Genomic DNA, 22191 nt, shown 5'->3' with positions numbered 1-22191 from the left:
TACGGAGTGAAGAACCCGGTGCACGACGGGAGTCCACGGCGTACGGTCCGGGGGAGGGGCGGCTCCCCGGGGCGCGCGTGCGACCGACTGGTTCCGGCCAGTAGGGCTGGCTGGAGTCTTTGATTCGATAGGGCACCGCCTGGTTAGAAGACTTGGGACTATGTTCCGGCCGGTCCAAAAACGATCGGGACCGTGCTGTGATCGTGAACACCGTGTTGCGCGGCGCCGTAGTGCTGGATACTGCGGGCAGCCGCCCCTGGTGACCGAAGCCGGACGCGGTGAGCTGGAGGGGACGGTTCGCGTGAGCGAGATACCAGCGAAGGCCACGAAGTCCACGGGTTCCCGGAATCCGTCGGACCGCGCGAGGCCCGAGGCCGCAGAGGATTCCGGCCTGGGCGGAGCCTCGCGCGACGCCGGGCCCGGACGCGACGAAGCGGACGCCGGTCCTCAGGGCCGCGTGGCCGGGAATCGTGGGCCGGAGAGGCGGCCGTCCGGGGAACGCGCGGGTGCGGACCGACCGTCCGGGACTCGGATCGGTGACACCGGAGGGTCCGGTGGGGCCGAGGCCGGCGCGGGTGTCATGGGTGGTCACGGCACCGGGGACTCGATGTGGCAGACCAGCGCGCCGGGTTCCATCTACGACTACATCAAGGTCGCCTCGTTCTCGATCGGACCCGACGGGCTCGTCGACCAGTGGAGCCTGCGCGCCGAGCAGTTGTTCGGCATATCCGCCGAGCGGGCCGTGGGGATGGATCCCATCGAGGCGTTCATCGACCCCGACCGGCGCGAAGAGGGCCAGCGGAAAATGGCCGAGGTCCTCGACGGCCGGGAGTGGACCGGCGTGGTCCCCTTCCGGGTGCCGGGTCCCGACGGAACGGAGGGGCTCGCCGAGGTCTATGTGATGCCCACCACCGTCGAGGGCGGTGAACGGGCCGCCGTGTGCATCGTCGTGGACGTCCGGACCCTGCGCCGGATAGAGACCGACCTTGCCGCCTCGCAGGCGATTTTCGGCCAATCGCCGTTCGGTTTCCTGCTGATAGACACCGATCTTCAGGTGAGGCGCGCCAACCACCGATTCGCCTCCATCTACGGCGGCGACGTCGACGACCACCGCGGCCGGGGCGTCCACGACTATCTGCAGTCCCCGGAGGCCGAACGGGTCGAGGCCACCCTGCGCCGTGTCCTCGAGACCGGCGACTCCATCACCGACATGCACATCACGGGCTTCGTGCCCGGCTCCGACGAGCGCCGCCACTGGTCCATCAACCTCTACCGCGTCCACAGCGGCACCGGCCGCCCCATCGGCATCGCCTGGCTCGGCACGGACATCACCGCCCGTCGCTCCGCCGCCCGCGAGGCCGCGGCCGCCCGGCGCAACCTCGCCCTCCTCAACGACGCCGGCTCACGCATCGGCAACTCCCTCGACCTGGAGACGACGGCCCGCGAACTCCTCGACGTCGTCGTCCCCGGCTTCTGCGACCTGGCCGCCGTCGACCTCTACCAGGGCCTCCTGGCGGGCGACGAGACCCCGCCCGGACTCGCCGACGGCAGCGCCGAACTGCGCCGGGTCGCCTTCGCCAGCGCCGTCTCCGACGCGCCCTTCGTCGGCGGCCCCGCCCCCGTACGGGTGGGCGCGGTCCACCACTACCCGTTCAACTCGCCCTGCGCGGACGCCCTGCGCACCGCCCGCCCGCAGGAGGTGCCGGAGGAGGGCAACCTCATCCAGTCGACGCTCGCCGTGCCGATGGTGGCGCACGACACCGTCGTCGGACTCGTGCAGTTCTCCCGTACGAAGGGCAGCGAGCCGTTCGGCGAACGCGACCGTGGCCTGGCCGTCGAACTGGCGGCGCGCGCCGCCGTCTGTATCGACAACGCGCGCCTCTACCGCCGTGAGCACGAGCGCGCCCTCATCCTGCAGCGCTCCCTGCTGCCGCCGGGCGACCCCGAGGCATCAGGGCTCGACATCGCCTGCCGTTATCTGCCGGGCAACGCGGCCACCGAGGTCGGCGGGGACTGGTTCGACGTCATCGAACTCCCCGGGCACCGCACGGCCCTCGTCGTCGGCGACGTGATGGGCCGCGGACTGCGGGCCGCGGTGGCGATGGGTGAACTTCGTACGGCTGTGCGCACGCTGGCCCTGCTGGACCTCGAACCCGCCGAGGTCCTCTCGGCACTCGACGAGATCGCCCGTGGCCTCGGCACCCCCGGCGGCGGCCAGTCGGCCTCCCGTACCTCCGCCGGCCGCCCCAGCGACAAGGACCTCTCCGAGGTCTACCTCGCCACCTGCGTCTACGCCGTCTACGACTCGGTGACCCGCCGCTGCACCTTCGCCAACGCGGGGCATCTGCCACCGGTCCTGGTCGAACCCGGCGAGAGCGCGCTGATGCTCGACGTGCCGCCCGGCATGCCGCTGGGCGTCGGGGGCGAGCCGTTCGAGGAGGTGGAGGTCGAACTACCCGAAGGCGCACTGTTGGCGCTCTACACGGATGGACTGGTCGAATCCCGCCACCATCCCCTCGACGAGGGCCTCCAGGCGTTCGTCGGTGCGCTCACGGACCCCGACCAGCCGCCCACCTCGCTGCGCGCCGACACGCCCCGGTCGCTGGAGGACGTCTGCGACCACGTCCTCAACACCCTCGACACCCACCACGGCGAGGACGACATCGCGCTGCTGATGGCCCGTGTCCAGGGGCTGCCGGAGGACTCGGTCGGCGACTGGACCCTGCCGCGTGAGCCGCGCAGCGTGGGCCGCGCCCGCGAGTACGCCCGCGGCCGGCTGCAGGCCTGGGACCTCGAACCCCTCATCGACACGGCGGAGCTGCTGGTCAGCGAGCTGGTGACCAACGCGCTGCGGTACGGCGAGGGGGAGATACGGCTGCGGCTCCTCCTCGACCGGACGCTGGTCTGCGAGGTGTGGGACGCGGGGCTGGTGCAGCCCCGGCGGCGCCGGGCCCGTGACACCGACGAGGGAGGGCGCGGGCTGCAACTCGTCGGCCTGCTGTCCGCCGCGTGGGGGTCCCGCCGTACGCCCCGCGGGAAGACCGTGTGGTTCGAACTGCCGCTGCCGGGCGGGGAGCACGGGCTGACCGATCCGGCGGAGGCGCTGCTGAGCCTGTTCTAGGGCGAGGTGCAGGGCGCCTCGTCCAGGTCAGAACAGGCCGTCCTCCGCTCTGCGGGCGCGGGTCGCCGTTCCGCCGTAGCAGGCGGGGCCCTTCGGCTCGGTCCGGCCGCTGTCGTCGGGGGGCTCGCCGAGGACGATGCCGCCCAGCAGAGCACCGGCCAGGCCGTCGCCGCCCGGGCCGCCGTACGGGTTGCCGTACGCCCGGACGTCCTGCTCGGCGAGCTGCCGGGCCTCCTGGGCGAGGGCGTGGGCCCGCCGGGTGTCCTCGGTGGCGTCGTCCGCCTCCTCCGGCCCGGCCGGATCCGACGGCACCACCCCCGTCAGGTGCCGTTCCGCCTCCGACAGTCTGATCCTGGCCGGTGCCCCCACCGCCGCCCGGTGTGTGGTGATGTAGTCGGCCGCGGCGGCGACCGCGCTGTGGGCCGGGAGGAACCAGTGGCCCTGACTGCCGAGGACGTCGAAGGGGTCGTCGAGCGGGCCGCCGGAGCGGGCGCCCTGCGCGACGGTCACCGCGGCGTGCGCCAGCTCGGCGGCGAGCCGCTCCACCCCGGTCACGAACAGGTCCGCCTGGTCGATGGCGCCCTCGGCGGCCCGCAGATGGACGGCGGCGATCCGCAGGTCGCCCGGATAGGCGGCCTGGCGGGCCCGGTTCAGCTCGGTGGTGGCGAAGACCAGGCGGTCCTTGGCCTGTTCGACATGGCCGGTGACGGGGAGCGAGGCGGCGGGGACGTACGTCTCCCGCAGCTCGGTGAGGGTGGTGGCCGCTGCCGCCGTACGGGCGGCCAGCTCGCGGAAGCGGGCCTCCGCGCACTCCAGGGCGGGCGTGATGTCCCACTCCAGAGCCCGGAGTTGGTCGAAGGCGGGCGTCGCCGTGTCCAGCCGCCGCTGTGCGGTCGTGCAGCGGGTGAGGATCTCCTCCAGCAGCACGCGTTCCTCGTCGGGCGGCAGGGCACCGCGCTCCTCCTCCAGCCGCAGACCCGCCCGGCAGGCCCCCAGCAGCTCCCGCCGGGCGTCCGCCAACGCCTCCACGAACGGCTGCACCGCGTCCCGCCCCGCGGGGGTCTCGGCGAACGCCATCGCCGGGTCGAGCGCGATCCTGGGCTCCGACTGCGGCTGGGGGGACCCGGCGGCAGCCGGGGCGTGGGGGCGCGGGTCGGTGGCGGCAGGTTCGGGGTCCGAGGGTTCGGGGTCCGTGGCGGCCGGTTCGGGGCCCGATGCTTCGGAGTCCGCGGCGGCCGGTGCGGTGTCCGACGGTTCGGGGTCCGCGGCGGGTCGCTGCCCCTCTTCCGGCTGCTGCGGTGCTCCGGCCTCCGGGCGCGGACGGGGCTCGCTCTCGTCGGCATCCGGGCTCGCCGGGGCGTCCGTGTCCCGGTCCCCGGGCCGGTCCGAGGGCGGCTCGGCGGCGCGGCCCGGGCGGGCCGCCGCGAAACGGAGTTCCTCGGCGCTGGTGCGGACGCTGTCGTCGGTCTCCACGACCAGCCGCAGGGCCCGGTGGTGGAGGTCGGGCAGCACGCCGGCCGGCGGTTCGAAGACGCCGGTCGGCGTCGTCCCCGTTCGGGCACGGCGCCGGCGTCGTACGAGCGAGTACGCGGCCACGGCGACAGCCGCACCCGCGGCGGCCACCGGCAGGATCAGGTCCGTCCCGGACGTCCCGTCGTCCACGGGCGCCGCGTTGTCGGAGCTCACCGGGCGCCCGTCGGTGCCCGGGGGCGCGGACCGCGCCGGAGCGGCCGGACGCACCGGGGGCCCGTGTCCCACGGTCGTCACACTCCGCGCGGACGGCCCGGACGGCTTGTCGCGGTCCCGGACGGCGAGTCGTCCGCCCGCCGCGGGAGCCGTGTCGGCGTGGCGGCCCGTGGGCCGCCGTTCGGCCGGCTCCGTCGCCGTGGGCAACAGAAGCCAGGCCATGGCTGCGAGCACTCCGAAGAGGGTGTGTGCCAGACGCACGGCTATGTGCGACGTGGCGCCCCGCGGTCGGTTCCTTCTCAGACGCGACGTCACATTTGGGAGCGTATGGCCCTCCCGGCGCGGTCGCGAGCGGGATGCGGCGACCGTGGTGCTCGGGCGGGCACGCGCGCTCCCCTCACCCCGCCGAGGAGCGCCTCCTGATCTTCGACCCCAGCCACACCAGCGGGTCGTACTTGCGGTCCACGGCGCGTTCCTTCAGCGGGATCAGCGCGTTGTCCGTGATCCTGATGCCCTCGGGGCAGACCTCGGTGCAGCACTTGGTGATGTTGCAGTAGCCGAGACCGTGTTCGTCCTGGGCCGTCCTCTTGCGGTCCAGGCCGGTGTCCTCGGCCGCGTCCAGCGGGTGCATGTCCAGTTCCGCGACGCGCATGAGGAACCGCGGGCCCGCGAAGGCCGGCTTGTTCTCCTCGTGGTCGCGCACGACGTGGCAGGTGTCCTGGCACAGGAAGCACTCGATGCACTTCCGGAACTCCTGCGGACGGTCCACGTCCTCCTGCATCATGCGGTACTCGCCGGGGCCGACGCCCTCGGGGGGTACGAACGCCGGGACCTCGCGCGCCTTGGTGTAGTTGAACCCCACGTCCGTGACCAGGTCGCGGATGACCGGGAAGGCCCGCAGCGGGGTGACGGTGATCGTCTCCTCCCGGGTGAACACCGACATCCGGGTCATGCACAGCAGCCGAGGACGCCCGTTGATCTCCGCCGAGCACGAACCGCACTTGCCCGCCTTGCAGTTCCAGCGGACCGCGAGATCGGGCGCCTGGGTCGCCTGCAGACGGTGGATGATGTCCAGCACCACCTCGCCGTCGTTGACGTCGACCTCGAAGTCCTCCAGGCCGCCGCCCCCGACGTCACCCCGCCACACCTTGAAGTGGGCCGCGTAGCCGCTCATTCGTACAGCTCCTCTTCGGCGAGGTACTTGACCAGCTCCTCCTTGTCGAAGAGGGCGAGCAGGTCGGGACGGATGGCCTCGGTGGTCTCCCGGGTGAGGGCGATCTGGCCGACGGCGGGATCCCAGGTCTCCGGACCGCCGGTCGGGTCCGACAGCCGGCACAGCAGGTTGATCCGGCGCCAGGCGCGGTCCATCGTCGGACGGTCCTCGCGGGTGTGGCCGCCGCGCGACTCGGTACGCTCCAGCGCGGCCCGCGCGACACATTCGCTGACCAGCAGCATGTTCCGCAGGTCGAGGGCGAGGTGCCAGCCCGGGTTGAACTGCCGGTGCCCCTCCACACCCGCCCGGCGCGCCCGCACCCGCAGGTCGGCCAGCTTCTCCAGTGCCTGCTCCATCTCGCCCTCCCGGCGGATGATGCCGACCAGGTCGTTCATGGCCTGCTGCAGTTCCTGGTGGAGCGTGTACGGGTTCTCCGGCGGCCGGCCCGCCTCCAGGCCCGGCTGCGGACCCTCGGCGGAGAACGGCCGCAGTGCCTCGGCGGCGGCCGTGTCGACCTCCGTGTCGTGCACCGGGGGCCGGGGGCCGCTCAGTCCCGCCGTGTACGCGGCGGCGTGCTGTCCCGCCCGGCGGCCGAACACCAGCAGGTCGGAGAGGGAGTTGCCGCCCAGCCGGTTGGAGCCGTGCATCCCGCCGGCCACCTCCCCGGCCGCGAACAGGCCGGGCACCCCGCGGGCCGCCGCCGTGTCGGACTCGACCGCGATCCCGCCCATCACGTAGTGGCAGGTGGGCCCGACCTCCATGGCCTCCGCCGTGATGTCGACGTCCGCCAGTTCCTTGAACTGGTGGTACATGGAGGGGAGCCGGCGCCGGATGGTCTCCGCGGGCATCCGCGTGGACACGTCCAGGAAGACCCCGCCGTGCGGCGAGCCCCGGCCCGCCTTCACCTCGGCGTTGATGGCCCGCGCCACCTCGTCGCGCGGCAGCAGTTCGGGCGGGCGCCGGTTGTGGTCCGGGTCCTCGTACCAGCGGTCGCCCTCCGCCTCGGACTCCGCGTACTTCTCCTTGAACACGTCCGGGACGTAGTCGAACATGAACCGCTTGCCCTCGGAGTTGCGCAGGACGCCGCCGTCCCCGCGCACCGACTCCGTGACGAGGATGCCCTTCACCGACGGCGGCCAGACCATGCCCGTCGGGTGGAACTGCACGAACTCCATGTTCAGCAGCGGCGCCCCCGCGAGCAGCGCCAGCGCGTGGCCGTCGCCCGTGTACTCCCACGAGTTCGACGTCACCTTGAACGACTTGCCGATGCCCCCGGTGGCGACGACGACGGCGGGCGCTTCGAGGACGAAGAAACGCCCGGACTCGCGCTCGTAGCCGAAGACCCCGGAGACCCGGCCGCCGTCCCCGTCCTTCAGCACCCGGGTGACCGTGCACTCCTGGAAGACCTTCAGCCGGGACTCGTAGTCGCCGGTCTCCTTGTGGTCCTCCTGCTGGAGCGCGACGATCTTCTGCTGGAGCGTGCGGATCAGCTCCAGTCCCGTACGGTCGCCGACGTGGGCGAGGCGCGGGTACTCGTGGCCGCCGAAGTTGCGCTGGGAGATCCGGCCGTCCTTCGTACGGTCGAAGAGGGCGCCCCAGGTCTCCAGCTCCCACACCCGGTCGGGGGCCTCGCGCGCGTGCAGCTCGGCCATCCGCCACTGGTTGAGGAACTTGCCGCCGCGCATGGTGTCGCGGAAGTGGACCTGCCAGCCGTCACCGGAGTTGACGTTGCCCATGGCGGCCGCGATGCCGCCCTCCGCCATCACGGTGTGCGCCTTGCCGAACAGGGACTTGCAGATCACGGCAGTACGGGCGCCCCGCTCGCGGGCCTCGATCGCGGCGCGCAGCCCGGCCCCGCCGGCGCCGATCACGACGACGTCCCACTCCTGTCGTTCGACCACGGACATCAGAAGCACCTTTTGTCTGTTAGAAGAGGACCGGATCGTCGAAGACGCCGGACGCGACCAGGTACACGTAGAAATCGGCGAGCGCCACACTCACCAAGGACGCCCAGGCCAGCTGCATGTGGCGGGCGTTGAGCTTCCCCACCCACTGCCACATCCGGTAGCGCACGGGGTGCTTCGAGAAGTGCTTGAGCTTGCCGCCGACGATGTGCCGGCACGAGTGGCAGGAGAGGGTGTACGCCCAGATCAGCACGATGTTGACGAGGAACACGAGGGTGCCGAGGCCCATGTGGCCCCACTCGTAGTGCTCGTCGCGGAAGGCCAGGACCGTGTCGTAGGTGAGGATGCCGGCGACCAGCAGGGCCGCGTAGAAGAAGTACCGGTGCAGGTTCTGCAGGATCAGCGGGAACCGGGTCTCGCCCGTGTACTTCTGGTGCGGCTCGGCCACGGCGCAGGCGGGCGGGGACGCCCAGAAGCCCCGGTAGTAGGCCTTGCGGTAGTAGTAGCAGGTCAGGCGGAAGCCGAGCGGGAAGATCAGGATGATGATCGCCGGTGAGATGCCCCACCAGCCGCCGAGGAGCTCCCAGTTGGGGCCGCCGCGCATGGGCGCGCAGCGTTCCGCCAGACAGGGCGAGTAGAACGGCGAGACGTAGGGGGCCGCGTAGTAGTGCGCGTCGGCGAAGGCCCGCCACGTCGAGTACACGATGAAGGCCAGCAGCCCGGCGGCCGTGGCGGCGGGGGCCAGCCACCAGCGGTCGGTGCGCAGGTGCGGGGCGGAGATCGCGGCGCGCGTACGGGTCCGTACGCCGCCGCGTCGGGGATGGGGTTCTGTTGCCGGTGGTTCCGTACCAGTGGCCAACGGGGGACTCCCGGTCGGGTTCTTGGCGTCGAGGGGGCTGGGGTTTCGGGGTGGTCGGTGACGGCGGTCAGGGAGCGCGGCGGTCGCGGGAGCCGAGGCCCTCGTCGTCCGAGTCCGTCCACAGAGAGCTGTCGTACGGGGTGTCGGGGATGGTGACGAGGTCGGGGCGGCGCGGCTTCGTCAGGGCGGGAGCGGCCTCGCCGAGCAGCGCGACGCTCTCGCGCAGGTGGTCGGCGTCGGTGCGCACGCGGCGTATCTCCAGGCCGCTGCCGCCGAGTTGTTGTTCCAGGCGGCGTACGGACCTGGTCAGTTCGTCCAGGCAGCGCCGGACTGCCGTCAAGTCGTCTTGCACGGACATGACTTGCCCTCGCTTTCAGGGGGTGGTGACCCCAAGGCGGCAATGTTCATGCGCCTGCGAGTGTCGCGCGTCACACGGGCCGGTGGGAAGTCGTGTGCGACGTTCTTTTGCGCCGGGGGAGCTCGGGGGTGCGGGTGCGGCGTCGGGTGCGGGTCCGGTGGGGCTTCTCGCGCAGTTCCCCGCGCCCCTGAACACCCAGGCCCTGCGGGCCTGAAAAGCACGGGGCGCAGCCCCTGCTTTTCAGGGGCGCGGGGAACTGCGCGACCAGCCCCCACGCACCCGCACCCGACCTGCGACCCACCCGCGCCCACCCGGAGGGACCGCGCGTCCGAATGGGTGGGTTCCGCGGCGCCCTTCGTCGTGTCGGCCGTCCCGCAGGAACCCCGTCCTCTTCAGTGGGCCGCATCCGTCTGATCAGCTCCATATACCGCCGAACGTGATCAGAGCCGCCCCCGTCCCCGTTCTCCCACCGCGGAGCGAGGAGGTCGCAGTGATGCCGATTCCCCACGACCGCGTTCGACCGCGCGCCCTGCGCCGCACCCTGGCGTTCCTGGCCGCGGGCGTGCTCACGGTGCCCGTGCTGAGCGGCTGCAGCGAGGAGGACCCGGCGGGCAGACCCGTCGCCGGACAGGACATCGCGCCCGCCGCGCGCGACCTCGTCGCCGACGGCGGCAGCCTGCGCTGGGCCGTGGACGCCGTACCGGAGACCCTGAACACCTTCCAGTCGGACGCCGACCCGACCACGGCCCGTGTCGCCGGCGCCGTCCTGCCGTCGATGTACCGCCTCGATGCCAGCGGACGCCCCCAGCTCAACACCGACTACCTGGAGTCGGCGAAGGTCGTCGCACGCGAACCCCGGCAGGTCGTCCTCTACAAGCTCCACCAGGAGGCGGTGTGGAGCGACGGCCGGGAGATCGGCGCCGCCGACTTCGCCGCGCAGTGGCGGGCCCTGTCCGGCAAGGACGCCGCCTACTGGACGGCCAGGAACGCCGGCTACGAACGGATCGAGAAGATCGAACGCGGGGACAACGACCTGGAGGTCCGCGTCACCTTCGCCCGCCCGTACGCCGACTGGAAGTCGCTGTTCTCGCCGCTGTACCCGAAGCAGGTGATGGGCACCCCCGACTCCTTCAACGACGGCGCCCGCAAGAAGCTCAAGGTCACCGCCGGGCCGTTCGCGCTGAAGGAGGTCGACCGCAAGGGAGGCGAGGTCACGCTCGTCCGCAACCCCCGCTGGTGGGGACGGACGCCCAAGCTCTCCGAGCTGGTCCTGCGCGCCGTCCCGCGGGCCGAGCGGGCCGAGGCGCTGGCCGAGGACAAGGTCGACATCGCCGAAGTCGACTCCGCGCAGGCCGAGCGGATCACGCTCGCCTCACGTGACCGGAAGAAGAAGGCGCAGGGTGCCGGTCCGCCGCTCTCGGGCAGCGGCACCCTGAGCCGGGAGGGCGCCCACGGCCCCGAGTCCGGCCTGACCCCCGCGAGGTCGCTGCGGTCCTGGGCCGTCGCGCACGGCTCGGACGAGAAGGCCGCGGACGACGAGATCGGCGCCCGCAAGAAGCGGCGCGCGGCGATCGCCGAGTACACCGCCCAGCAGTCCGCCCTGCGCGGCTTCGCGGTCCGCCGGTCCCTGGAGCCCGCCTTCACCCAGCTCGCGCTGAACGGCTCCGACGGCCCCCTCGCCGACGAGCGCGTCCGCCGCGCCGTGGCCCGCGCGATCGACCGTGAGAAGCTCGCCGCCCTCGTCCTGGAACCGCTCGGCCTGCCCGCCGAGCCCGTCGGCAGCCACCTCGCCCTCGCCGGCCAGGCCGCCTACGCCGACAACAGCGGTGCCCTCGGCGACCAGGACGCCGACGAGGCACGGGCCCTCCTCGCCGACGCCGGCTGGGAACAGGGCGGCCCCCTCGAACCCCGCGAGCCCCTTCAGGAGAGCAAGAAGGCGGCCGGCCCGGAAGGGGAGAAGACCGGCAAGAAGGACGCCTCCGACTCCGACAAGCCCGGCAAGAAGGACGCCTCGGGTTCCGACAAGCCCCGCTCCGACCGGGACGAGAGCACGTACGTCGTCGGCGGGGACGACAAGCCGTACGACGCCGACGGGAACCAGAACCTCGCCCAGGACGGCAAGCAGTTCAAGCCGGGGGGCGCGCCCGGCGCGTACGCCCCGCAGGGCACGCGGGCGCCCGCCGCGGTCGCGCGCGGGCCGCTCGCCAAGAACGGCAAGCTGCTGACGCTGCGGTTCGTGCTGCCGTCGGGACCGGGTACGGAGTCGCTGCGGGCCGTCGGCGGGCGGATCGCGGTGATGCTGGAGCGCGTCGGGATCCGGACGGAGATCACGAAGGTCGCCGACGAGAGCTACTTCAAGGACCACATCGCGAACGGCCAGTACGACCTCGCGCTGTACTCCTGGCCCACGTCCGCGTACCCCGCCACCGACGCCCGGCCGATCTACGCCAAGCCGGTGCCGGCGGCCGACGGCTCGCTGAACGTCGAGCAGAACTACACCCGCGTCGGCACGGACCGGGTGGACCAGCTGTTCGACCAGGCGGTGTCCACCCTCGACGAGTCCAGGACGCGCTCGCTGATCCGCAAGGCGGACGCCCGGATCTGGGCCGCCGCCGGGTCCATCCCCCTCTACCAGCGCCCCCAGCTCGTCGCCGCCCGCACCACCCTCGCGAACGCGGGAGCCTTCGGCTTCCAGACCCCGGTCTACGAGGACATGGGCTTCCTGAAGAAGGGCGCGAAGGGCCCGGCGCGGCCCACCGCCTCGTAGGAGATCATTCCCCCTGTGCCCCGGCCGCCGTCCCGCATCCACGCGGGGCGACGGCCGAGGCGCGAGCGAGGGGAAGGGGAGGGGCGGGGGATGCGTCGCGATGAGGAACGTCACAGCCGTGTCGCCGGGATCACCCGTGTGGTCCCGGCCTGGGTGGCGCTGTTGACGGTGGCGGCGGCGGGCTGCACGGGGGACCCCGGCGACGGGGCGGCCCGGCGCGACGACCGGGCACACGGCGTGACCTGCACGGACGGCAGGTACACCTGGTCCGGTGTCCGGCACCGGACGGAACTGACGGCACTCGGCGAGCCGGTCGCCTTCCCGAAGGGCACGCACTCCTACGAGACCCGTCTGCCGCCCGTGGAACCCGGCACGGTCCACCGGCCCACGGTCACCGGAGCACCCCGCGGGGTGTCCCCGGCCCGGGTGATCAAGGCACTGGGGACGCACCTGAAGACGGAGGAGCCGCTCGCGGACCCGTCCGAGGAGGAACGGCCCGAGGTGACGGCCTTCGGCTGGCACGCCGGCCGGCTCGAAGGCCCGTACTACCTCTGGAAACAGATCGGGTTCGTCGACGCCCGCTTCACCTACACCTGCGGTGACGCCGGTCCGGTGCGGGGCCGCGTCCACACCTGGGAGACGGTCGGCCGGGGGTTCCTGCCCTGCGACACCCCGCCGGACGGAGCGGCCGGCCGGGCGGCGGCCCGGGAGCTGTGCCCGGCCGGTTCGCGGGCGGCGAAGGCGGCACGGGCGGCGGCGCAGCGCCCCTGAGCTGGGGCTGAGCCGGTCTGAGCTGGGCCGGAGCGGCCCGGGGAGCCTCGGCGTCCGCGGCCCCGTACCATGGGGTGAGGCCGTGGCGTGTCCAGCCCGGCAGGGTCCGCGCGGCACAGATGTCAGCGCAGGCCGTCCTCACACCCGGGAGAAGCGCCTCACTATGGCCACGCGCCACGACATCCGCAACGTTGCCATCGTCGCCCACGTCGACCATGGCAAGACCACTCTGGTCGACGCCATGCTCAAGCAGGCCGGTGCCTTCGCCGCGCACGCCGCCGAGTCGCTCGACGACCGCATGATGGACTCGAACGACCTGGAGCGTGAGAAGGGCATCACGATCCTCGCCAAGAACACGGCGGTGAAGTACCACCCGAAGTCCGGCGGCGACGTCATCACCATCAACATCATCGACACCCCCGGCCACGCCGACTTCGGCGGCGAGGTCGAGCGCGGTCTTTCGATGGTCGACGCGGTGGTCCTGCTCGTCGACGCCTCCGAGGGTCCGCTGCCGCAGACCCGCTTCGTGCTCCGCAAGGCGCTCCAGCAGCGCCTGCCGGTCATCCTGTGCATCAACAAGACGGACCGCGCGGACTCGCGCATCGACGAGGTCGTCAACGAGACCTACGACCTCTTCCTCGACCTCGACGCCGACGAGGACCAGATCGAGTTCCCCATCGTCTACGCGTGTGCGCGTGACGGTGTCGCCTCGCTGACCAAGCCGGAGGACGGCACCGTCCCGGCCGACAGCAACAGCCTGGAGCCGTTCTTCTCCACGATCCTGTCGCACGTCCCGGCCCCGTCGTACGACGAGGAGGCCCCGCTCCAGGCGCACGTCACCAACCTGGACGCGGACAACTTCCTCGGCCGTATCGCGCTGCTCCGCGTCGAGCAGGGCGAGCTGCGCAAGGGCCAGACCGTCACGTGGATCAAGCGTGACGGCTCCATGTCCAACGTGCGCATCACCGAGCTGCTGATGACCGAGGCGCTCACCCGCAAGCCGGCCGAGGTGGCCGGTCCGGGCGACATCTGCGCCGTCGCCGGTATCTCGGACATCATGATCGGCGAGACCCTCGCCGACCCCGAGAACCCGATCCCGCTGCCGCTGATCACGGTCGACGAGCCGGCGATCTCCATGACCATCGGCACGAACACCTCGCCGCTGGTCGGCCGCGGCGGCACCGGCAAGGGCGCCGACAACAAGGCCGCGGTCAAGGACCGCAAGGTGACCGCCCGCCAGGTCAAGGACCGCCTGGACCGCGAGCTGGTCGGTAACGTCTCCCTCCGTGTGCTCGACACCGAGCGCCCGGACGCCTGGGAGGTCCAGGGCCGTGGTGAGCTGGCGCTCGCCATCCTGGTCGAGCAGATGCGCCGCGAGGGCTTCGAGCTGACCATCGGCAAGCCCCAGGTCGTCACCAAGCAGGTCGACGGCAAGGTCTACGAGCCCGTCGAGCGCATGACGATCGACGTGCCCGAGGAGCACATGGGCGCGGTCACGCAGCTCATGGGTGTCCGCAAGGGCCGGATGGACAACATGTCGAACCACGGCTCCGGCTGGGTCCGCATGGAGTTCGTCGTCCCGTCCCGCGGCCTCATCGGCTTCCGGACCGAGTTCCTGACGCAGACCCGCGGCACGGGCATCGGGCACTCCATCCACGAGGGCCACGAGCCCTGGTTCGGCGCGCTCCAGACCCGTAACAACGGTTCGCTGGTCGCCGACCGGGCCGGTGCCGTCACCGCGTTCGCGATGACGAACCTCCAGGAGCGCGGTGTGCTCTTCACCGACCCCGGCACCGAGGTCTACGAGGGCATGATCGTCGGTGAGAACTCGCGCTCCGACGACATGGACGTGAACATCACCAAGGAGAAGAAGCTCACGAACATGCGGTCCTCCTCGGCCGACTCGTTCGAGGCCATCGTCCCGCCGCGCAAGCTCTCCCTGGAGCAGTCCCTGGAGTTCTGCCGCGACGACGAGTGCGTCGAGGTGACCCCGGAGGCCGTGCGCATCCGCAAGGTCAACCTGGACGCCCGCGAGCGCGCCCGCGCCGCGAGCCGCGCCAAGCACGGCTGACGTTCCGTCACTTTCCTTCTGTGAAGCCCCGGTTCTCCACCCTCCGGAGAACCGGGCTTCCGGCCTGCCCGCACGGCGGGGAGGTGTCGTGGGGATACTGGGGCTTCCGGGAAGCGCGTGAAGGACCTGTGGGGGCGGCCGGCGGTTCGTCGCCGGATGTCCGATCGGCTGTCTGAGAGCTGTGAACCGCTGTTCGGATATCGGTGTTGCAGCGATCAAGTTTCGGACATGTAAACAAAAATCGTACCCTGAATGTCCGCTTCGCCGGTTTCCGTTGTGAGCTGTCAAGCGCGACCAGGTGTCAATCTTTGCAATTTTTGCTCAAAATATGGACGGTAGGGAGATCCCTATGCCTTCCGCCCTTGACGCGCGTTGACCCGTTTGGCGAAAGTTCCCCCAAACCACAGAACCTGCCGGTATCTGTGCTGCGCTCAACTCTCCAACCCCCCGGGGGAAGAACAGACATGACCAGTCCAACCAAGGCCGAGGGCTCCGGGTCCGCGGTCGCCTTGGACCCCGAGCTCGAGACGACCGCCGAGGCCGTCAAGGGTGAGAAGAAGCTTGAGGGTCGTTCCCCCGGCCAGTTGATGTGGCAACGGTTCAAGCGGGACCGTACGGGAGTCGTCTCCGCGTGCGTAGTGATTTTCTTCTTCGCGATCGCCGCGCTCGCGCCGGTCATCGCGGGCGTGTACGGCAAGAACCCCTACACCCTGTACGCGCAGGAGCCGGACTACCCCTTCCTGCTCGACGACTTCGCGATGCCCACCGGTTCCTTCGGCGGCATCTCGGGCGACTTCTGGTTCGGTGTCGAGCCCAAGCTCGGCCGTGACGTGTTCACGATGCTGCTCTACGGCATGCGGACCTCGCTGTACATGGCGGTCCTCATCACCCTGATCAGCGTCGTCACCGGCGTGCTGATCGGTATGGTGGGCGGCTACTTCGGCGGTCGTGTCGACTACTGGGTCGGCCGGATCACCGACTTCTTCCTCGGTTTCCCGCAGCAGCTCTTCTTCATCGCCTTCATGCCGGTGGTCACCGCGCTGTTCGTCGACCCGAAGGACGAGACGCCGACGTACCTGCGCGCTCTGGCCATCATCCTGGTGATGTGGTTCCTCGGCTGGATGGGCCTGGCCCGCCTGGTCCGCAGCTCCGTGCTCTCGCTCCGCGAGCGCGAGTTCGTGGAGGCCGCCAAGGTCTCCGGGGCCTCGCCCTGGCGCATCGTGCGCAAGGAGATCCTGCCGAACATCGTCACCCCGATCCTGGTGCAGGGCACGTACATGCTGCCCAGCACGATCCTCTCCATCGCCTTCCTCTCCTTCGTCGGTGTCGGCTTCGTCGAGCCCACCCCCGACTGGGGCCGTATGTTCGCCATCGGCTCCGACATCTACGACCAGGACCCGATGTTCATGGTCTTCCCGGGTGTGGCGATGGTGGTCTTCGTTCTCTGCTTCAACCTTCTCGGAGACTCCGTCCGGGACGCATTCGACCCCAAGACCGGACGCTAATCGTCCATTGGTGGGTGGGGGGACTGCCACCCCCGATCCGGGTTCTTCCCGGACCGTCAGGCAGTACTCGTGGACAACAATCGACAGGTAGGTGCATAGGCATCATGAAGCCCATCAGAACCCGCACCACGCGCGCCGTGGCCGTCGCCATCGTGGCCGGCTCGCTGGCGCTCACCGGGTGCTCGGACAACGGCAAGGCGAAGACCAAGGACACCTCGAAGTCCCAGGACGACGCCGCCGAGCAGTCGAAGCCTGTCGTCTACGGTGACGCCGCCGCCTCCAAGGGCCCCGCCGCGCCCGTCAAGGGTGCCAAGCCCGGCGGTGTCATCAACGTCTACGCGCAGTCGGACATGACCCACATGGACCCGGGTCAGATCTACGTCTCCGACGCCGGTCAGCTCGCCAACCTGCTCCACCGCGGTCTGACGAACTACCAGGAGGACGACAAGGGCAACCTGACGGTCGTCGGTGACATCGCCACCGACTCCGGCAAGTCCTCCGACGGCGGCAAGACCTGGACCTACACGCTGAAGGACGGCGTCAAGGACGAGGACGGCAACGCCATCACCTCGGCCGACGTCCGCCACACCATCGAGCGTCAGTACTCCAAGGTCATCTTCGACGGCCCGACGTACATCCAGAGCTGGCTCTCGGGCTCCGACTACCGCAAGAAGCTGCCGGACGGCCCGTACAAGGGCAAGCACCTGCCGGACTCCGTCCTGGAGACCCCGGACGCCAAGACGGTCGTCTTCCACTTCAGCCAGCCGCGCCCGGACCTCCCGCAGGCCCTCGCCATGGCCGGTTACGCCATCGTGCCCGAGAAGCAGGACACGAAGGAGAAGTACGACAAGGCCCCCGCCGCCCTCGGCCCGTACAAGGTCTCCGAGTACAAGGCCGGCAAGTCGCTGACCCTGGTCAAGAACGACAAGTGGGACCCGAACACGGACTCGGTGCGCCACCAGTACGTCGACGGCTACAACTTCACCACCACCATCGACCAGCCCAGCCAGACCAAGCGTCTGATCGCCGACCAGGGCGAGGCCAAGAACGCCATCCAGTTCACGGACTCGGTGGACCCGGCCCAGCTGTCGACGGTCATCGGCAACGCCGGTGCGAAGAAGCGCACGATCCAGGGCTACCAGCCCTACGTGTGGCAGATGACCTTCAACCTCGACAGCGCCAACATGAAGGACAAGAAGGTCCGCGACGCGATCACCTACGCGATCCCGTCGCAGGCCATGGTCCAGGCCGACGGTGGCCGCTACGGCGGTGAGATCGCCGGTGGTCTGATGGCGCCGACGCTGCCGGGCTACGACAAGGCCTACGACCCGTTCGACAAGCTGAAGAAGCCGAACGGTGACCTGGCCAAGGCCAAGGAGCTGCTGAAGGAGGCGGGTGTCAAGGAGGGCACCAAGCTGACCTACGCCTACTCCAACACCCCGCGCGGCCAGGCCCAGATGCTCATCATCAAGGACACGCTGAAGAAGATCGGCTTCGACATCCAGGCCAAGGAGATCGACCGGGCCAGCTTCTACGAGCAGATCGGCAAGCTGAAGAACCCGTTCGACCTCTACATGACCGGCTGGGGCCAGGACTGGTCCTCCCCGTCCACGGTCATCACCCCGGTCTACGACGGCACCCTGGTCGCCGACGGTGCGTCGAACTACTCGCACATCAAGGACGCCAAGGTCGACGCGCTGATCAAGAAGGCGCTCACCGAGGAGCCCGAGGCCGCGGCCAAGACGTGGGAAGAGGCTCACCACCGCATCGTGGAGGAGATCAACCCGGCCGCCCCGGTCTACTACTCGAAGCAGATCCAGCTCTTCGGATCGAACATCGGTGGTGCCCGGTACAGCACGGAGTCGAGCTACATCGACATCAACGACCTGTTCGTGAAGCAGCCGTAATCCGTCAGTCCGGCCAGTCCGGTCAAACCGGCTGATCCGCGGGGGTGTGCGCCAGGCGGAGCGCACCCCCGCGGTCGGTTCCACCCCCTCCGACCGCCGCGTTTTCGAAGAGAGCATCCACCCGCCATGCTTCAGTTCCTCATCCGCAGGCTGATCGGCGCTGTCGTCATCATGTTCCTGATCGGCGCCTTCACGTTCTTCCTGTTCTATACGATCCCCCAAGACTTCGCGCAGCTGTCCTGCGGCAAGAACTGCTCCCCCGAGAACATCGCGGTCATCAGAGAGAACCTCGGCCTCGACAAGCCCATCACCACGCAGTTCTGGGACTTCATGTCCGGCATCGTCGTCGGCCGGGACTTCGCGGTGGGCCACTGCCCCGCGCCGTGCCTGGGCATGTCCTTCCAGAGCGGCGAGTTCGTCTGGGACTCCATCGTCGACCGTTTCCCGCTCACCCTGTCGCTGACCGTCGGCGGCCTGGTGATCTTCCTGGTGCTGGGCCTCGGTTCCGGCCTGCTCGCCGCCTGGAAGCGCGGCACGGTCATCGACAAGATCGTCAGCGGCGCCTCGATGGTGCTCAGCTCGTTCCAGATCTACTTCCTCGGTCCGATCGTCCTCGGCATCTTCGTCTTCAGCACCGGCTGGATGGAGAGCCCGAAGTACGTCCCCTTCACGGAGGACCCGGTCGGCTGGGCCCTGGGCATGCTGATCCCGTGGGCCGTCATGGCCACGATCTTCACCGCCCAGTACACGCGTATGGCCCGCTCGACCATGATCGAGCAGCTGTCCGAGGAGCACGTCCGCACGGCCCGCGCGAAGGGCATGAAGCAGGGTTACGTATTCTTCCGTTATGCCTGGCGTGGTTCACTCATTCCGATCGTCACCATCATCGGCATGGACCTGAGCGCACTGCTGTCGGGCGCGGTGGTCACCGAGTTCACGTTCGACCTGGCCGGCATCGGGCGTCTGGCGGTCGAGTCCTCGACCGACAAGGACATCCCGCTGACCATGGGCGTGATGCTGTTCGGAGCCTTCTTCATCCTGCTCCTGAACATCGTCGTGGACATCGCCTACGCCTACATCGACCCGCGCGTGCGCCTCAGCTAGGAGAAATACCGTGACCACTCTGACCAAGACCGAAGGTGAGACGGCCCCGACCGGGCCGGAGGCCTTCCTCTCGGTCCGCGACCTGCGGGTGCGGTTCTCCACCGAGGACGGCATAGTCAAGGCCGTCGACGGGCTCTCCTTCGACGTCGAGCGCGGCAAGACGCTGGGCATCGTGGGTGAGTCGGGCTCCGGCAAGTCCGTGACCAACCTGACCGTCCTCGGTCTGCACAACCCCAAGACCACCACCGTCGAGGGCGAGATCATCCTCGACGGCAAGGAGCTCGTCACCGCCAAGGAGAAGGAGCTGGAGCAGCTCCGCGGCAACAAGGTGGCGATGATCTTCCAGGACCCGCTGACGGCGCTCTCGCCGTACTACACGGTGGGCCGGCAGATCGCCGAGCCGTTCATGAAGCACACCGGCGCCTCCAAGAAGGAGGCCCGGCAGCGGACGATCGAGATGCTGGCCAAGGTCGGCATCCCGCACCCGCAGACCCGCGTGGACGACTACCCGCACCAGTTCTCCGGCGGTATGCGCCAGCGCGCCATGATCGCCATGGCCCTGGTCTGCGACCCCGACCTGCTGATCGCGGACGAGCCGACCACCGCCCTCGACGTGACCGTCCAGGCGCAGATCCTCGACCTGCTCAAGGATCTCCAGCAGGAGTTCGGCTCCGCGATCATCTTCATCACGCACGACCTCGGTGTCATCTCCGACATGGCCGACGACCTGCTGGTGATGTACTCGGGCCGGGCCGTGGAACGCGGCAGCGTCCGCGAGGTGCTGCGCAACCCCACGCACCCCTACACCTGGGGTCTGCTCAGCTCGATGCCCCGTCTCGGCGGCGACACCAGCCAGGCACTCACGCCGATCCCCGGCTCCCCGCCCAGCCTGCTCAACCCGCCCACCGGCTGCCCGTTCCACCCGCGTTGCGCGTTCACCTCCGAGGTAGGCGGCAACCGGTGCAGCACCGAGCGGCCCGCGCTCGGACAGGGGCGCGACTCCGCCTGCCACCTGACGGCGGAGCAGAAGCAGACCATCTTCATCGACAAGATCCAGCCTCGGCTGCGCTAGGGAGAACCGAGACATGAGCGACAACCTCACCCTCCCCGCGCAGCAGGGCTCCAAGGACACCGCGGCCGAGACCCTCCTCCGGGTCGAGGGCCTCGCGAAGCACTTCCCGATCTACGGCGGCTTCCCGATCAAGCGCAAGGTCGGGGCCGTCCAGGCGGTGGACGGTATCGACCTGACCGTCGGCGTCGGCGAGAGCGTCGGCCTCGTCGGTGAGTCGGGCTGCGGCAAGTCCACCACCGGCCGGCTGATCACCAAGCTGATGGAGCCCACCGGCGGGAAGATCACCTACAAGGACCAGGACATCACGCACGCCTCGCGCAAGCAGCTGGCGCCGGTGCGGTCCGAGATCCAGATGATCTTCCAGGATCCGTACTCCTCGCTCAACCCGCGGCAGACCGTCGGCACGATCATCAAGTCGCCGATGGAGGTCAACGGGATCAACCCCGAGGGCGGCCGGGAGAACAAGGTCCGCGAGCTGCTGGAGCTGGTCGGTCTCAACCCCGAGCACTACAACCGCTTCCCGCACGAGTTCTCCGGCGGTCAGCGCCAGCGCATCGGGGTCGCCCGGGCGCTCGCCCTGAACCCGAAGCTGATCGTGGCGGACGAGCCGGTCTCGGCGCTGGACGTGTCCATCCAGGCGCAGGTCGTCAACCTGCTCCAGAAGGTCCAGGACGAGCTGGGCATCGCGTTCCTGTTCATCGCCCACGACCTCGCGATCGTCCGGCACTTCTCGAAGCGCGTCGCGGTGATGTACCTCGGCAAGATCGTCGAGGTCGCCGACCGTGACTCGCTCTACAACCGGCCCCGCCACCCGTACACCCACGCCCTCCTCTCGGCGGTGCCCGAGGTGGCGATCGACGACGAGGTCGAGGCCAAGGAGCGGATCCGGCTCGCCGGTGACGTGCCCTCGCCGATCTCGCCGCCGTCCGGCTGCCGCTTCCGCACCCGCTGCTGGAAGGCGCAGGACAAGTGCGCCTCGGAGGAGCCGCCGCTGATCCAGCTCTCCGGCAACCTGGCCGGCCACCTGACGGCCTGCCACTTCCCGGAGGACCCGACGACCGAGGCCCGCGCCGAGGACGTCGTCCTGGACCCGGCGCTCAAGGCGCTGGAGGACAGTGCTCCGGACGAGTCCGGGGCGAAGACCGCCAAGGACTGATCCGACCGAGGACCGAGCCGTCACGGGCCCGTCGTACGACGGTGACACCCCTCAGCCGAGGGGTTTCACCTCGTACGACGGGCCCGTTCGCGTCGGTTCCGACGGCGGCCGGGGCTGGTGGCCGGGCCTGGGCGGGCGGGGCCGGTCGCGCGCGGGCGGCCCTGGGCGAAATCGATGGCGGGTACGCGTGCTTGGGGGGACCCTGGGGTCTTGATCTCGGCCCGCCGGGCCGCTCGTACACCGACCCGTGACGGAGACCCCCGTTGACCCCCACGTACCCCGCCATCCACAGCATCACCTTCGACTGCACCGGCGACCCCTACGACGTCGCCCTCTTCTGGAGCGAGCTGCTCGGCCGCCCCTTGGCCGACGACGACAAGCCCGGTGACCCGGAGGCGCTGATCGCGGACCCGGCCGGGGGGCCGCGGTTGCTGTTCGTCCGGGTGCCCGAGGGCAAGTCGGCGAAGAACCGGGTCCACTTCGACCTGAAGCCCCACGGCCGCACCCGCGCCGAGGAGGTCGAGCGCGCGCTCGGGCTGGGCGCCCGGGTGATCGCCGACCACACCCGCCCCGACGGCGGCGGCTGGGTGCTCATGGCCGACCCCGAGGGCAATGAGTTCTGCGTGGAGCGGGGCGAGTCGGGCTGACGGAGCAGGCCGGGCTCGGCGCGCGCCGAGCCCGGCCTGCCCGCTCCTGC

The 22191-nt window shown here is 70.3% G+C and carries 15 protein-coding genes; 10 read left to right on the top strand and 5 right to left on the bottom strand.

The features are described from left to right. Positions 1–259 precede the first annotated feature (259 nt). Positions 260–3121 (top strand): SpoIIE family protein phosphatase, encoded by a 2862-nt coding sequence (locus SCAB_RS15020; protein WP_374195336.1) that lies wholly within the window; start codon positions 260–262, stop codon positions 3119–3121. Positions 3122–3148: 27 nt separating this feature from the next. Here the strand turns inward: SCAB_RS15020 and SCAB_RS15015 are convergent, their stop codons facing one another. From SCAB_RS15015 to SCAB_RS14995, 5 genes are all read right to left on the bottom strand, one after another. Further along, positions 3149–5041 carry a hypothetical protein gene (locus SCAB_RS15015; protein WP_231885011.1) on the bottom strand — a complete coding sequence of 631 codons (1893 nt, stop codon included), beginning with the start codon at positions 5039–5041 and terminating at the stop codon, positions 3149–3151. Positions 5042–5204: 163 nt separating this feature from the next. Further along, positions 5205–5981 carry a succinate dehydrogenase/fumarate reductase iron-sulfur subunit gene (locus tag SCAB_RS15010; protein ID WP_013000927.1) on the bottom strand — a complete coding sequence of 259 codons (777 nt, stop codon included), beginning with the start codon at positions 5979–5981 and terminating at the stop codon, positions 5205–5207. Continuing rightward, positions 5978–7927 carry a fumarate reductase/succinate dehydrogenase flavoprotein subunit gene (locus SCAB_RS15005; RefSeq protein ID WP_013000926.1) on the bottom strand — a complete coding sequence of 650 codons (1950 nt, stop codon included), beginning with the start codon at positions 7925–7927 and terminating at the stop codon, positions 5978–5980. The genes SCAB_RS15010 and SCAB_RS15005 overlap by 4 nt, the downstream gene beginning before the upstream one ends. 19 nt (positions 7928–7946) lie before the next feature. Continuing rightward, a complete protein-coding gene (locus SCAB_RS15000) occupies positions 7947–8783 on the bottom strand; it encodes a hypothetical protein (protein WP_037728443.1) in 837 nt (278 codons plus the stop codon). Between the two features lie 67 nt (positions 8784–8850). Next, positions 8851–9141, bottom strand: a complete 291-nt coding sequence (locus SCAB_RS14995) for a hypothetical protein (RefSeq protein ID WP_013000924.1) — start codon at positions 9139–9141, stop codon at positions 8851–8853. Positions 9142–9634: 493 nt separating this feature from the next. On the opposite strand from SCAB_RS14995, the gene SCAB_RS14990 reads away from it, so the two are divergent. The 9 genes from SCAB_RS14990 (at position 9635) to SCAB_RS14950 (ending at position 22141) form a co-directional block, all read left to right on the top strand. Further along, a complete protein-coding gene (locus SCAB_RS14990; protein ID WP_041669226.1) occupies positions 9635–11908 on the top strand; it encodes an ABC transporter family substrate-binding protein in 2274 nt (757 codons plus the stop codon). A 90-nt stretch (positions 11909–11998) separates the two neighbouring features. Continuing rightward, positions 11999–12679 (top strand): hypothetical protein, encoded by a 681-nt coding sequence (locus SCAB_RS14985; RefSeq protein WP_013000922.1) that lies wholly within the window; start codon positions 11999–12001, stop codon positions 12677–12679. Between the two features lie 163 nt (positions 12680–12842). After that, positions 12843–14750 (top strand): translational GTPase TypA, encoded by a 1908-nt coding sequence (gene typA, locus SCAB_RS14980; protein WP_013000921.1) that lies wholly within the window; start codon positions 12843–12845, stop codon positions 14748–14750. Between the two features lie 464 nt (positions 14751–15214). Beyond that, positions 15215–16255 carry an ABC transporter permease gene (locus tag SCAB_RS14975; protein ID WP_013000920.1) on the top strand — a complete coding sequence of 347 codons (1041 nt, stop codon included), beginning with the start codon at positions 15215–15217 and terminating at the stop codon, positions 16253–16255. Between the two features lie 104 nt (positions 16256–16359). Beyond that, positions 16360–18162 (top strand): ABC transporter substrate-binding protein, encoded by a 1803-nt coding sequence (locus SCAB_RS14970; RefSeq protein WP_013000919.1) that lies wholly within the window; start codon positions 16360–16362, stop codon positions 18160–18162. A 126-nt stretch (positions 18163–18288) separates the two neighbouring features. Then, a complete protein-coding gene (locus SCAB_RS14965; RefSeq protein ID WP_013000918.1) occupies positions 18289–19266 on the top strand; it encodes an ABC transporter permease in 978 nt (325 codons plus the stop codon). A 10-nt stretch (positions 19267–19276) separates the two neighbouring features. After that, positions 19277–20338 (top strand): ABC transporter ATP-binding protein, encoded by a 1062-nt coding sequence (locus tag SCAB_RS14960; RefSeq protein WP_013000917.1) that lies wholly within the window; start codon positions 19277–19279, stop codon positions 20336–20338. A 13-nt stretch (positions 20339–20351) separates the two neighbouring features. Next, positions 20352–21494: an ABC transporter ATP-binding protein gene (locus tag SCAB_RS14955; protein ID WP_013000916.1), complete on the top strand. Its 1143-nt coding sequence runs from the start codon at positions 20352–20354 to the stop codon at positions 21492–21494. 263 nt (positions 21495–21757) lie between these two features. Beyond that, positions 21758–22141 carry a VOC family protein gene (locus SCAB_RS14950; RefSeq protein ID WP_013000915.1) on the top strand — a complete coding sequence of 128 codons (384 nt, stop codon included), beginning with the start codon at positions 21758–21760 and terminating at the stop codon, positions 22139–22141. Positions 22142–22191 lie beyond the last annotated feature (50 nt).

The organism is Streptomyces scabiei 87.22 (assembly GCF_000091305.1).
Lineage (GTDB): Bacteria > Actinomycetota > Actinomycetes > Streptomycetales > Streptomycetaceae > Streptomyces > Streptomyces scabiei.
Note: the sequence above shows the minus strand (reverse complement) of the source record. Positions and strands in the feature narration are given on the sequence as shown.